The organism is Tenacibaculum sp. Cn5-46, from assembly GCF_022347705.1.
Lineage (GTDB): Bacteria > Bacteroidota > Bacteroidia > Flavobacteriales > Flavobacteriaceae > Polaribacter > Polaribacter aiptasiae.
Genome location: NZ_JAKRGD010000007.1, coordinates 241,355 through 255,518 on the forward strand (window position 1 = coordinate 241,355; position 14,164 = coordinate 255,518).

General features: G+C 29.2%; 13 protein-coding genes. 7 read left to right on the top strand and 6 right to left on the bottom strand.

The window, feature by feature from the left end:
- The first annotated feature begins 151 nt into the window (after positions 1-151).
- Positions 152-1,432 (top strand): fumarylacetoacetase, encoded by a 1,281-nt coding sequence (gene fahA, locus MHN29_RS15315; protein WP_235275421.1) that lies wholly within the window; start codon positions 152-154, stop codon positions 1,430-1,432.
- A 50-nt stretch (positions 1,433-1,482) separates the two neighbouring features.
- Here the strand turns inward: fahA and MHN29_RS15320 are convergent, their stop codons facing one another.
- Complete coding sequence (locus MHN29_RS15320) at positions 1,483-2,655, bottom strand: MFS transporter (RefSeq protein ID WP_235275422.1); 1,173 nt, start codon at positions 2,653-2,655, stop codon at positions 1,483-1,485.
- Complete coding sequence (locus MHN29_RS15325; RefSeq protein ID WP_235275423.1) at positions 2,656-3,237, bottom strand: HD family hydrolase; 582 nt, start codon at positions 3,235-3,237, stop codon at positions 2,656-2,658.
- Between the two features lie 73 nt (positions 3,238-3,310).
- Here MHN29_RS15325 and MHN29_RS15330 point away from each other — a divergent pair, with 73 nt between their 5' ends.
- Positions 3,311-3,868: a Crp/Fnr family transcriptional regulator gene (locus MHN29_RS15330; protein ID WP_235275424.1), complete on the top strand. Its 558-nt coding sequence runs from the start codon at positions 3,311-3,313 to the stop codon at positions 3,866-3,868.
- Between the two features lie 11 nt (positions 3,869-3,879).
- Here the strand turns inward: MHN29_RS15330 and MHN29_RS15335 are convergent, their stop codons facing one another.
- Positions 3,880-5,439 carry a DEAD/DEAH box helicase gene (locus MHN29_RS15335; protein ID WP_150898713.1) on the bottom strand — a complete coding sequence of 520 codons (1,560 nt, stop codon included), beginning with the start codon at positions 5,437-5,439 and terminating at the stop codon, positions 3,880-3,882.
- 71 nt (positions 5,440-5,510) lie between these two features.
- On the bottom strand, positions 5,511-5,903 hold the full coding sequence (gene ytxJ, locus MHN29_RS15340) for a bacillithiol system redox-active protein YtxJ (RefSeq protein ID WP_235275425.1): 393 nt from the start codon (positions 5,901-5,903) through the stop codon (positions 5,511-5,513).
- Between the two features lie 141 nt (positions 5,904-6,044).
- On the opposite strand from ytxJ, the gene clpB reads away from it, so the two are divergent.
- The 4 genes from clpB (at position 6,045) to MHN29_RS15360 (ending at position 11,720) form a co-directional block, all read left to right on the top strand.
- Entirely contained in the window at positions 6,045-8,648 is a 2,604-nt protein-coding gene (gene clpB / locus MHN29_RS15345) for an ATP-dependent chaperone ClpB (RefSeq protein ID WP_235275426.1), read from the top strand.
- A 109-nt stretch (positions 8,649-8,757) separates the two neighbouring features.
- Positions 8,758-9,318 carry a DUF4956 domain-containing protein gene (locus MHN29_RS15350; protein WP_235275427.1) on the top strand — a complete coding sequence of 187 codons (561 nt, stop codon included), beginning with the start codon at positions 8,758-8,760 and terminating at the stop codon, positions 9,316-9,318.
- Positions 9,318-11,219: a PEP/pyruvate-binding domain-containing protein gene (locus tag MHN29_RS15355; RefSeq protein ID WP_235275428.1), complete on the top strand. Its 1,902-nt coding sequence runs from the start codon at positions 9,318-9,320 to the stop codon at positions 11,217-11,219. Before MHN29_RS15350 ends, MHN29_RS15355 begins: the two co-directional genes overlap by 1 nt.
- Before the next feature lie 3 nt (positions 11,220-11,222).
- Positions 11,223-11,720 (top strand): histidine phosphatase family protein, encoded by a 498-nt coding sequence (locus tag MHN29_RS15360; protein WP_235275429.1) that lies wholly within the window; start codon positions 11,223-11,225, stop codon positions 11,718-11,720.
- Between the two features lie 3 nt (positions 11,721-11,723).
- On the opposite strand, the gene MHN29_RS15365 is transcribed toward MHN29_RS15360, so the two are convergent.
- The gene (locus tag MHN29_RS15365; protein ID WP_235276262.1) at positions 11,724-12,446 is read right to left on the bottom strand and encodes a DUF6503 family protein; all 723 of its coding nucleotides are present in this window, start codon (positions 12,444-12,446) and stop codon (positions 11,724-11,726) included.
- A gap of 132 nt (positions 12,447-12,578) precedes the next feature.
- On the bottom strand, positions 12,579-13,208 hold the full coding sequence (locus MHN29_RS15370; protein ID WP_235275431.1) for an OmpW family protein: 630 nt from the start codon (positions 13,206-13,208) through the stop codon (positions 12,579-12,581).
- 134 nt (positions 13,209-13,342) lie between these two features.
- Between MHN29_RS15370 and smpB the strand changes: the two genes are divergently transcribed.
- Positions 13,343-13,801 carry an SsrA-binding protein SmpB gene (gene smpB / locus MHN29_RS15375; protein ID WP_150898721.1) on the top strand — a complete coding sequence of 153 codons (459 nt, stop codon included), beginning with the start codon at positions 13,343-13,345 and terminating at the stop codon, positions 13,799-13,801.
- Positions 13,802-14,164 lie beyond the last annotated feature (363 nt).

Consider the following 14,164-nt stretch of genomic DNA (forward strand, 5'->3'; position numbering starts at 1 on the left):
TAACAACTTTTATGTACTCATTTTTTACATATGCCGTACGAGAAAAGATCTAGTATAAAAAGACTTTTCTTTTCTAATTTTTTAACCTTGAAATTGGGTAAAATTGAAAAAAATATGTAGGTTTGATGTAAAATAAAACACAACAAATTCAATGGAAATTACTGCGAATAATCCTAATAGAAAATCATGGTTAACTGTTAAAGAAGACTCTGATTTCCCTATCCAAAATATTCCTTTTGGAGTATTTATTACTAAAGACGATATTATTACTATTGGTACTAGAATTGGTGATTTTGCTATTGATTTAGGGGCCTTACACCAACTTGGATATTTTGAAGGTATACCTCTTACTGATGATATTTTCTTACAAGATACTTTAAATGACTTTATTGCCGATGGTAGAAAAACTTGGCGTTTAGTTAGAAATAGAATTGCCGATATTTTTGATGTTACTAATGGTAAATTACGTGACAATGCAGATCATAAAGACAAGGTAATTTTTAGAATGGAAGATGTAGAAATGCAATTACCTGTTGCTGTAGGTGATTATACAGATTTCTATGCTAGTAAAGAACATGCTACAAACGTAGGTTCTTTATTCCGTGATCCTGAAAATGCTTTATTACCAAACTGGTTGCACATACCTATCGGATACCATGGAAGAAGTTCTTCTATTATTCCATCTGGAACACCTATTCGTCGTCCTTTAGGACAACAAAGACCTAGTGAAGGAGAAACTACTCCTAACTTTGGTCCTTCAAAATTATTAGATTTTGAATTAGAAATGGCATTCATAACTACGGCTTCTAACCACTTAGGAGAACGTATTCCAATCGAAGAAACTGAAGATTATATATTCGGATTGGTATTATTTAACGATTGGTCTGCTCGTGATATTCAAGCTTGGGAATATGTACCGTTAGGTCCTTTCTTAGGAAAGAACTTTGCTTCTACTATTTCACCTTGGATTGTTACTTTAGATGCTTTAGAACCTTTTAGAGTTGAAAACCCAAAACAAGTTCACGAACCTTTACCATACTTAAGAAAGGAAGGAAAAGGAAGTTATGATATTAACTTACAAATGGCTATTCAACCAGAAAATGCAGAAGAAACTGTAGTTTGTAATTCAAACTTTAAGTACATGTACTGGACTATGGCTCAGCAATTAGCGCATCATACTGTAAATGGATGTCCTGTAAACGCTGGAGACATGATGGGAAGTGGAACTATTTCTGGTCCTACTAAAGATAGTTTTGGTTCTATGCTAGAATTAACTTGGAGAGGTCAAAACCCTATCAAGATGAATGATGGTACAGAACGTAAGTTTATCAACGATCATGATACAGTTATTATGCGTGGATATTCTAAAAACGATAAAGTACGTATTGGTTTTGGTGAGTGTGTTGGTAAAATTTTACCTGCTATAGAATAGTAAAACCATATAATTTATAATAAAAAGATGCTCAAAATGAGCATCTTTTTTTATTTATAATCTTTATTTCTTTTTAACCTAGTTATATAATACAAGCCAGCAACAGCAAAGAAAGCACAGATATAAAAAGTTATAGGAATTTTTAAAATATCATCTCTATAGTACCAACCAGAAAAAAACGCACCAAGCCCTATTCCTGCCTCTAAAGCAATATACATTGTTGCTATAGATTTTCCCTTGGTTAATGGATTACTTAAATCTATTGTCCATGCGTTAATTGTTGGCGATAAAATTCCCATAGCTAAACCATAAATTGCTGCACTAATTAATAAGCCATTTTTAAAATTTAAATAGCCCAATAAAACTAGTGAGATAGCTAAAACTATAAGTCCTATTTGAATCACTATTATTCTTCCGTATTTATCAGAAACTTTTCCTGCTATCATTCTTATAAATAAAGACGAAAATGTAAATACAATAAAAAATGTTCCCTTATTTATAATTGTTAAATGTTCGCTCCAATCTGGTATTAAGGTTAAAATAACTCCAAAACCTAAATAAGTTACAAATGTTATAACTGCTGATGGTAATGCTTCTTTAGCAATTATATCTCCTTTAGCTATTTTAAATGTAGCATATTGTATTTTTTGAGTATTGATTAAAGTTTCTTTTACTCTAAAAATTAATACAATAGATAGCAATGCTAGTAATGATGAACTATAAAAAAGAATTGTATAACTTGTATAAAGTTTAATATAACTTCCCAAAGCTGGCCCTAAGGCTAAACCAGAACTAAAACAAAGCCCTTGAATTCCCATGGCTTCTCCTAGTCTATTTTTAGGTATAATGTCTGATACATAGGCTGCAATGGCTGTTGGACTAAAACCTGTAGAGAACCCATGCAATAAACGTAAAAATAAAAATCCTGATACAGTTGTTAAAATTGGATATAAAACCCCACAAATAATACAAACTAACGCACCAAAAATCATAATTGGTTTACGTCCAACAGTATCTGTAAGTTTACCACTAAAAGGTCTTGACAATCCTGCTGTTAACGTAAACAATGCAATAATTAATCCTTTGTATTCAGCTCCTCCTAAGCCACTTATATAATTTGGTAATTCAGGAATTAACATATTGTAACTTGCTGAAAAAAATAACGAGCTAATACAAACAAGAATAAAACTTGTAGAATATAATTTAGTGTTTGTTGTTTCCATTTAGAATGATGTAAATACTTCTTCTATTTCTTTTTTTGAATAATCCCATATCAATTTCGATCCATTTTCAATTGGACTTGTCTTTTTTAATACTTTATCTAACGGAACATTGTATTCTTTCCAAGTTCCTCCTTTATTAGAAATATTTTGTAAAATAGGTTCAAAACGGTCCATTGCTTTGGCAAATTTGGCTTCATTGGTTTCTCCTTCTTCAAATTCTAACCAGATATCAATAAATTCCTTAGCCTGCTTCTCTGGTAATAACCCAAATATTCTTTTGGCAGCTTTTAATTCTTCAAAAGTATTTTTATGGTTCTTATCATTATCAAAAATAAAAACATCTCCCGAATCAATTTCAACAATGTCATGAATCAAAACCATTTTTAAAACTTTTAAAATATCTATCTTAACATCAGAGTGTTCTGCTAAAATAATCGTCATCATTGCTAAATGCCAACTATGCTCTGCATCATTCTCACATCTATCGCTATTAAACAACTTTGTTTTTCGTTGTATATACTTTAGCTTATCTATTTCTTTTATAAAATTTATTTGCTCTAAAAAACCCTTCATGTAATTCATTATTTATAATTTTACACTGCAAAAAACTAGCTATTATAATTCTTATAAAAGGACAAATGTCCCAACTATAAAAATGATTCGAATAAATCCTGATTTTCTATCCTATGTTGAAGTTCTAGTTGAAAAACATTTAGATTATTTTACACTAGAAAAGTATACTTCAAAAGAGGTTATTTTAAAACAAGATAAGCGCTATCATTCATTATTCATTATCAAAAGTGGTATTACTAAATGCTATTTATCTGATGAAAATGGAAAAGATTTCATTCAAGAATTCTTAGGAGAAGGAATGGAATTTGGTGAATTAGAAGTTTTTAGCGGAAAATTAAGCTTTTGTACCATTGAAGCCATTTCTGAAGTTGAATTATATAAAATTTCTCACCAAAACTATACCCAATTACTTGAAAACGATCCTGTTTTTAATAGACTTGTGATGAAATCACTTGCTGCTAAAATTGCTTACAAAGCACCAAGACACTCTTTTCAACAATCGTATTCTATTGAAGAAAATATTTTAAAACTAAAAAAATCCTATCCAAACTTCGATAAAGTATTTTCTAAAAAAGATATTGCTAACTATTTAGGAATTACGGTTCGTAGTTTAAATAGGACTCTAAATAATTTGAACTAAGAATCTATTTTTTATTCTTCTTCTGGAGGTGGATGACCGTGAATTTGTTCGTAAACTTCATCAAAATTATTACGCAAATACGTATTTAATTTCTTTCTATAATCATCTTGTAACCAATCTATAAAATTGTGTGTACTCTTACAAATACACTTAGAATATCTAAAAATTCTATCATCAATATCACCGCCTAATTTTTTAGCTAAAATTAAAGCATCAAAAACGTCTTCACTATTTTCAATACAAAGTTTTGCGTGGTGTTCTATTGATTTTTCAAGTACCTTTTTAGAAGATTGACCTGCCTGAATTGTATCTACATACACTCGTTTTACATCAAAATATAAATCGGTAGAATTTGAAAATTCTTCTTTTACATCTGCAGGTAATTCATATCTAAAATCACTTTCAATTTCTTCATCTGATAATAAATTATCTAAATAGAAATTAGGTGATCTAAACATTTTTTGCCAATCTAAATCAGCTCCCCAAGGTCCAAAACGGTGGAAATTATTACCTAAATCAATCACATTGAATTCAGATTTCCCTGGTAAAATACGAGAACCTCTACCAATCATTTGGTAGTATAACGTTAATGATTTTGTAGCTCTATTTAAAATAATAGATTGTACTGATGGTTCATCAAATCCAGTTGTTAAAATACTTACAGAAGTAATAATAGCATTTGGTGTTTTGTGAAACCACTGTAATATAAAATCTCTCTCTTTTTTAGTATTTGTATTATCTAAATGAGCAATTGGATATCCTGCTTTCTTAAAAGTATCAAATACATGCAAGGAAGTATTAATACCATTATTAAAGATAAGTGTTTTAGTTCCTTTAGCACGTTCTTCATAAGCTTGTAAAAGCTTAGATAACATGTCTGTATTCGTATATAAATCCTCAGAAGACTTTACAGTATAATCACCATTGGCACCAACTTCTAACGAAGTTAAACCTACGTTATATGAATATACATTTGCTTTTGCTAAATATTCATTCTGAATTAAGTTACCAATACTTTCACCAGCAATCAGCTCATCATAATTATCTCGCATTGGTAATTTGATATTCGAACTTAATGGAGTTGCTGTAACACCAAGAACAAACGACTTATCAAAAAACTTAAATAATTTAGTAAACGAATTATAGTGAGCCTCATCAATAATTACTAATCCAACATCTGAAATATCTAACATATCGTCGTTCAAACGATTGTTAAGTGTTTCAACCATTGCTACAAAACAATCATATTGACCTTGATCGTCTAAGCTAGCTTTACTATCTATAATTTTATTTTCAACACCGAACTCGCTTAGCATTCTAGCTGTTTGCTTACAAAGCTCTATACGGTGTGTCATTATCAAAACTTTCTTTTGATAATGTTTTAAAAATTGACGCGTAATTTCTGAGAAAATTACTGTCTTCCCTCCTCCTGTTGGTAACTGATATAACAGATGATAATTTGGGGGAGCATTTTCAAAACTTTTAAAAATTCTATTAAGCGCATCCTTTTGGTAGCTATATAAGCTTTTTCCTTTAGGAGCTTGTGAAGTCGTCGTTGTTTCGTTACTCAATTTTAAAACTTTTTTGGGAGACGCAAAATTACGATGTATTTAGATAAATACAACTATAAACACTAGGTTTTTTAAAAACTTTTTAAATCAATTTGAGCAATACTATAGTGTGAAGCATGTGCTACAGCTATTCCATTTTTAATTACCAATAACTGAGGTGATTGGTGTAAAACTTGGAATTCATACCCTACCTCATTTGATAAATCTCTATAAGAAAGTAAATCTAAATAGTACACTTTAAAGTCTTTCATCGACTCATCAAAACTGTTTACAAAACGCTTTATAGCCATACTACTAATACCACATCTTGTCGAATGCTTAAAAATAGCTACAGCTTCATTTTTAGATTGCTTTTTTATTTCTTCTAATTGATTTATTGATGTTAAAGGAATCCAATTTACAAATGATTGTTCTTCCTCTTTTTTAGCTTTTTTACTACCAAATATTGAATTTAATATACCCATTACTATTTTTTTGATTCTGTCGCCTCAAATTATAATTCCTTTCAATAAGTCAAAAAGTCAGCAAAAACAATAAAAACAAAGACATTTTGACCGTTTTATTTACTTTTTTTTGAATGGTATTGAATTTGAAATCTACAAAACATGAATTTTAACAATTATACAATAAAATCACAAGAAACCATTCAACAAGCGCAGCAATTAGCGCAAAGTTATGGTCATAATCAAATAGAAAATGAGCATATTTTTAAGGCTATTTCTTTAGTTGATGAAAATGTGTTACCATTTATATTAAAAAAACTCAACATCAATTTAGATGTTGTACAGCAAATTTTAGACAAACAACTAGAAAGTTACTCTAAAGTTTCTGGTGTCGATATAATGCTTTCTAGAGAAGCAAGTAAAACCTTAAATGAAGCAAGTATTATTGCAAAAAAAATGAACGATGAATACGTATCTATCGAGCATTTAATACTTGCCATTATAAAATCTAAAAGCGGAATTGGACAAGCTTTAAAAGATCAAGGAGCTACTGAAAAGTTAGTTATGGCTGCTATTAATGAATTACGTAAAGGAGATCGTGTTACATCTCAAAGTGCAGAAGAAACGTATAATTCATTAAATAAATATGCTAAAAACTTAAATCAATTAGCACAAGATGGAAAATTAGATCCTGTTATTGGACGTGATGAAGAAATTCGTCGTTTACTTCAAATTTTATCAAGAAGAACAAAAAACAATCCAATTTTAGTAGGTGAACCAGGTACTGGTAAAACTGCTATTGCAGAAGGTTTAGCTCATAGGATTATCCGTGGTGATGTTCCTGAAAACTTAAAAGAAAAACAAATTTTTTCTTTGGACATGGGAGCTTTAATCGCAGGAGCAAAATACAAAGGTGAATTTGAAGAGCGCTTAAAGTCGGTTGTAAAAGAAGTTACTACTTCAGAAGGTGATATTGTTTTATTTATAGACGAAATCCACACTTTAGTTGGTGCTGGAGGTGGTCAAGGAGCTATGGATGCTGCTAATATTTTAAAACCAGCCTTAGCTCGTGGTGAACTGAGAGCTATTGGTGCTACTACTCTAGATGAATATCAAAAGTATTTTGAAAAGGATAAAGCTTTAGAACGTCGTTTTCAAAAAGTAATGGTAGATGAACCAGATACAGAAAGTGCTATTTCAATCTTACGTGGTATTAAGGATAAATACGAAACGCATCATAAAGTTCGTATTAAAGATGAGGCCATTATTGGAGCTGTAGAATTATCGCAACGTTATATTACCAATCGTTTTTTACCAGACAAAGCCATTGATTTAATGGATGAAGCTGCTTCTAAATTACGAATGGAGATTAACTCTAAACCAGAAGAATTAGATGTCTTAGATCGTAAAATAATGCAGTTAGAGATAGAAATTGAAGCTATTAAACGAGAAAATGATGAAATAAAATTAAAATCGTTAAATGCAGATATTGCTAACTTAAAAGAAGAACGCAATGAAATAAATGCTAAATGGCAATCTGAAAAAAGTGTTGTAGATGCTGTTCAACAATTAAAAACAGATATTGAAAACTATAAAGTAGAAGCAGAAAAAGCTGAACGTCAAGGAGATTACGGAAAGGTTGCTGAAATACGTTATGGTAAAATAAAAGAGGCTCAGGAAGCATTAGAAACACAGCAAGAAATTTTAGCAAATCAAAGTGAGAACGCTTTAATTAAAGAAGAAGTTACTTACGATGACATTGCAGAAGTTGTTGCAAAATGGACTGGTGTACCTGTAACTAAAATGTTACAGTCTGAAAGAGAAAAGCTTCTAAAATTAGAAGACGAATTACATAAACGTGTTGTTGGACAAGAAGAAGCTATTGAAGCTGTTTCTGATGCTGTACGTAGATCAAGAGCAGGGTTACAAAATCCTAATAAACCTATTGGAAGTTTCTTATTCCTAGGAACTACTGGAGTTGGTAAAACAGAATTAGCAAAGGCTTTAGCTGATTATTTATTTGATGATGAAAATGCAATGACTCGTATTGATATGAGTGAATATCAAGAACGTCATTCAGTAAGTCGTTTAGTTGGAGCACCTCCAGGATATGTTGGTTATGATGAAGGTGGACAATTAACCGAAGCTGTTAGAAGAAAGCCATATTCGGTAGTTTTATTGGATGAAATTGAAAAAGCTCATCCTGATACTTTTAATATTCTTTTACAAGTTTTAGATGAAGGTAGATTAACTGATAATAAAGGTCGTGTAGCTGATTTTAAAAATACAATCATTATTATGACTTCAAATATGGGAAGTCATATAATTCAAGAAAAGTTTGAAAACTTTAAAGGAGATGTTTACTCTACCATGGAAACCGCTAAAACTGAAGTTTTAGGATTATTAAAACAAACAGTTCGTCCTGAGTTTTTAAATAGAATTGACGACATTATTATGTTTACACCTTTATCGCAAGATAATATTAAGCAAATAGTGAAGTTACAGCTAAACAGCATAAAGAAAATGGTATCAGAGCAAGGAATTACTCTAGATGCTACGGATGAAGCTATTGGTTATTTAGCCGAAAAAGGGTTTCAACCTGAATTTGGAGCACGTCCAGTAAAACGTGTCATACAAAAACAGGTATTAAACCAATTATCTAAAGAAATATTATCAGGTAAAATAACAACTGATAGCATTATTTTATTGGATGCTTTTGACGATAAGTTAGTTTTTAGAAACCAATCCAATTTAGTAGAAAATTAATAGTTTGTTTATATATAGTTATTTCGAAAAGTCAAAACCTCTGTTTTGGCTTTTCTTATTTATAGGAATCTAATAATTTCCTATTTTAGTAGAAACAATACAGCTATCAATGAATGAATTCCTACTTAAACTACTCATAAACATTGTTATTTCAATCATAATAATTCGTTTTATTTACTATAAATCGAACAAGAACAGCGATTATGTTTTTACCTATTTCATTATCGGATTAATCGTTTTTTTACTTTGTTATCTCCTTAAAAGTATTGAATTACAACTAGGTTTTGCTTTAGGTCTCTTTGCTATTTTTGGAATTATCCGCTACAGAACTTCGGCTATAAGCATTAAAGAAATGACTTACCTATTCTCCATTATAGGTTTATCTATTATAAATTCTTTAACCGAATGGCATTACTATAAAGAGCTTATACTTTCAAACATCATTGTTATTATTTTTATTGGAGTATTAGAAAAAATCTTCATGCATAAGAAATTAAAAACCACTACAATTACTTATGCTAACACTGAAAATTTTAATCTTCAAAATGAACAAGAATTAATAAAATCTATTGAAAAACAATTGAACATTACAATTCAAAAAATTGATGTAAAAAAGATTGATTATCTTAACAACACCACGGATATTGTTATCCATTATTCTACAATTTGATGAAGCCTTTAATTACAATAGTAACTTTTTTATTTCTTGCGTTTAACCTACATGCGCAAAATTATAAAGGCAGTTTAAAAACAATTGAAGATTTTAATAAACTATCTCACAAACCATTATCTAATAAATATGGTTTTGTAAAATCGCTAAAAATAGTTTACAACTTAAAAAACAAAAAACTGTATTATACTAACAGTAAAACTTATAAATATCACTATGAGTTTGTTCTAAACTACCTAGAATACGATATTCCTTTAGACATTTTTAACAAGTATAATTACAAAGAACAGCACAAAAACAAGCGATTCTTGCTCGCCAATATTAACTTCTATCAAAACCTAAACACTTATACTTTAGAGCTATCTCCTGCTGATAAAATGAGTGTTCAAGACATTGTTTTTCTATACAATAAGATTAAAAATACTTCTTATTTTAAAAATTTTAAGTTCTTCTTAAACACTTCTAGATTAGTTAAAGAAAAAAAACAGTTGTCAATTCCTACAATTTCAGCAAACGAAATTTATGGCAACCAAATTTATCAACCTATTTCATTAAATAAATCTTATGGAAAACTACGTTTTATTGACATTGACAACTTAGAAAACGAAAAAATTAATAAGACTGATATTGTTGTGGTAAACAAGCCTGTTTTAAGATTACCCATTGTAAATGGAGTAATTACTACTAGAATGCAAACACCTTTAAGTCATATCTCAGTTTTAGGGATTAATAGAAAAATACCTGTTGCAACCTATAAAAATGCTTATACCAACCCTTTGCTAAAAGGAAAAAATGGACATTATGTTTCTTTTGAAGTCAAACCAGACACTTTTTTAATTAAAACTATTTCAAAAAAGAAGTTTGACAGAAAAACTAAAGAGAGAAAAAGAAAATTAAAAGATTTAGACATTAATAGTAAAATTGATCAGTTAATTTCTGGAAAAGACTTACATCATAAAATGATTAATGCTGTAGGTGGAAAAGCTGCTAATTTTGGAGAATTGTACAAGTTATCTTTAAATTCTAATTTTAAAGTTCCAGAATGTTCTTTTGCAATTCCTTTTTATTATTATTTACAGCACATTAAAAAGCATAATATAGATAAACTCATCCTTAAAACTATTGATGATTATAGTACATTTAAAAATGATAGTTTGCTCTTTATTAATCTAAAAAAAATAAAAAAAGAAATAAAAAAAGCTCCTATTGATTCTGTATTAATCGCTAACATCAATAAAAGAATTAGCAATAATTGTAATTATAATAGAATTCGCTTTAGAAGCTCTACCAACGCAGAAGATATTATTGGTTTTAGCGGCGCTGGTTTATACACATCTAAAACAGGTGTCTTAAATGATTCAAAAAAAACATTTGCTAAGGCTATAAAAAAAGTTTGGGCTAGCTTATGGAACAAATCAGCATTTTTAGAACGAGAATTATTTAATATCAATCAAAAAACAGTAGCAATGGGAATTTTAGCACATCGCTCTTTTCCTAATGAAATAGCAAATGGTGTAGCAATTACAAAAAACTTATATCGAAAAGATTTTTATGGAAATATCATCAATATCCAACTAGGTGAAGAACCAGTTGTAAATCCAAATAAAGATATTGTAAGCGAGCAAATTTTATGTTACGAAGGAGCTGATGTTGAATTATACTCTAATAAAGAAGTTATTGAAGTTATTACCTATTCAAGCTTAAGTAAAAACAAATTGATACTTTCTGAAGATGAAATTTTAAATTTATCAAAACAACTTTATACTATAAAAAAATACTTTTATAAAAAAGTTTATAAAAGACGAAAAACCTTTCTTAATTTTGGCTTAGACATCGAGTTTAAAATTGATGGCAATAATAGAAATTTATACATTAAACAAGCTAGATACTTTAACGATTAGGAAATGAAATACTTTAAACTTTTTATCTTATTATTCATCATAAGTTCTTGTACTAAAAAAGAAACTGTTACAACAACTTACTATTTAATTCGTCATGCCGAAAAAGACAGAACTGATGCTACTAATAAAGATCCTAATCTGAATGAAAAAGGATTAGCTCGAGCAAAAAAATGGGCTGAAGTTCTTAAAGATGTTGATTTCGATATGGTTTATGCTACTAACTACAAAAGAACACAACAGACTGCTGCTCCGACGGCAAAAAATCAAAATTTAGAAGTACTTTCATACAATCCAAAGAATTTATTTGATTCAGAATTTGAAAAAGCAACTAAAGGAAAAACAGTTTTAGTGGTTGGTCATAGCAATACAACTCCGACTTTAGCTAATAAAATTTTAGATGAAGAAAAATATGAATTTATCAATGATCGTAATAATGCAAATTTGTACATCATTACAACCATTGATAATGTGAAGTTTCCTACTTTATTAAAAGTAGATTAACTTCTATTTGTTTAATTTAATTTGAACATTTTCTAGAATAATTTCAGAAACTTTTTTAAGCTTTCCTTCATCATATAATTTATCGATGTTATAAAAATCGATGTCTTTATTTAAAGGTTTGTAATTATTATAATCTACAATACGAATTCCATCGACCAAAGTTTCTTTTTTTACATCTCTAAAACGTACTCCTCCTCCATTTGTGTGGTATTTATAAGCTAAATAGTCTAACTGAAAGTTATCTTTAGAAAACCAATAAATAAATACATCATCAAAATCGGTTCCGCCACCTTCTTCACTAAAAGTTACTTCTATTTTGTAATAGTCTTTTCCTTTTATGGCAGTTTCCTCTAATATTTTCTTAAAAACAGCTTTATCATTTAATCCTAAAGGTAAAATTGAGAAGTAATGTACTGAGTTTACCGAATTTCCATAACCCTTTTTCTTTTTCTCTGATAATTCAACCAAACTATCATTTACATATCGTTTAAAACTATCATTTGATAATATATCTTTAATAGTTAAAGAATCTTTTTTTTCTTCTTTTATAAATTCAAAAAGACCATTATTTCTGTTAGCTTGATAAAATTTCTTTCTAAAATTAAAAGAAATTGTAGCATTTTTCAACGCGCTCAAATTAGAGTTTTCTATTGATTTGTCTACTATCTCTTGTGCTGTAAACTGAGGCTTACAAGAAACTAGAAATAGTATGCAAATTGCATACATATAACGCATAAGTTTTATTTTACTGTTTGTTTTAACAAAACTACAAGAATATTATACGATAAAATTTAAAGTTATGTTAATAAAAAAAGCAACCCAAAAAGGTTGCTCTCTATATTCATATATCAGTAATCATTAAAACTTCATACCAATACCAAAACCAATTAATAAAGGATTAATATCTACGTCAGCAGGAACGGTTGCGACTCCAGCATTTACCGTAACATCTGTACTTAAGCCTATGTATTTAGCATCTACATTTAAAAACCATGTATCATCTAAATCATAATCAAACCCTGCTTGAAATGCATAACCAAAAGAGTTTTTGTAAGACACATCAACAACAGCACCTGGATTAGCACTATAAAAAATAGTATAGTTACCACCGGCACCTACATAAGGTCTAAAATTATTTAAATTAAAATGGTATTGTACTGTTAAAGTTGGAGGTAACAACCATACATGCCCTAAATCTACATTACCTAATGCCGTTCCTACAGCGTTTACATTATGTTTCGCTGTTCCTAAAATTAATTCAGCTGCAATGTTTTCAGTAAAAAAGTAGGTAAAATCAAGTTCAGGGATAAAACTGTTACTAATTTCAACATCTCCTCCAATAGTTCCTATTGTAGCAGATTCATTAGGCATTACAGACACCCATCTAAATCTAGCTTGCCATTTTTTCTCATCTTTTGTTTTTTCTTGAGCATTGATATTCCCTACTAATAATGCTCCGAAAATTAAGCCTAACACTAATTTTTTCATAATTTTTAAATTTAATTATTCACTTATTTCTAAGACAAAATTACTTTGAAGCTTTATCTAAAATCATGACTAAAATCATAGTTTATTATTTTTATAAATAAGCTTAACAATTATATTTATATTTGCTTTTACTTATGCAAAAAAACATCAACATACAGAATAAAAAAGCTCGTTTTGAATACGAGATACTTGATAAATATACAGCTGGAATTCAACTTACAGGTACTGAGATAAAATCAATAAGACTTAGTAAGGCTCGTATTACCGAAAGTTTTTGTGAATTTAATGATCGAGGAGAGCTTTTTGTTATTAATATGTATATTGAAGAATACGCTTTTGGAAATAGCTATAATCATAAACCTAAAAGTGAACGTCGTTTATTATTAAACAAACGTGAATTAAAAAAACTTGAAAGAGAAGTTGAAGCTAAGGGAAATACTATAGTTCCTTTAAAACTTTTCATTAATGAAAACGGTTGGGCAAAACTTGAAATAGCATTAGCTAAAGGAAAAAAGACTCACGATAAACGCCAAACTATAAAAGATAGGGACAACAAAAAGAATTTGGCAAGAATTAAAAAAGCATTTAATTAATGCTTTCTGTTTTTTTTAATATAATTCGTTGGAAAGAACTTCTCTATTTTACCTTTATCCTCTTTCTCTTTAAATACTGCTTCTTATATGGTTGTGGTTTTAAAACAACACTGTCATTTTTAGATTTAAGCATTTTAGCATTAGCTACTTCTTTTATAATAGTTACAGGTTATTTATCTAGCTACTACAGACGAAAAAAAGGTAAAAAAAATGTTTTCCCTCTTTATAAGATAAAGAAGTTTGTTATTCTTTTTTCATTTTTAGGTATTTCCCTAGGAACTTTATTGTCTTTTAAAATAAGCAAACCTTATTATAGTTTTATTTTCATCTGCTGCTTAATTGCTACTATAATATATGCAGCTA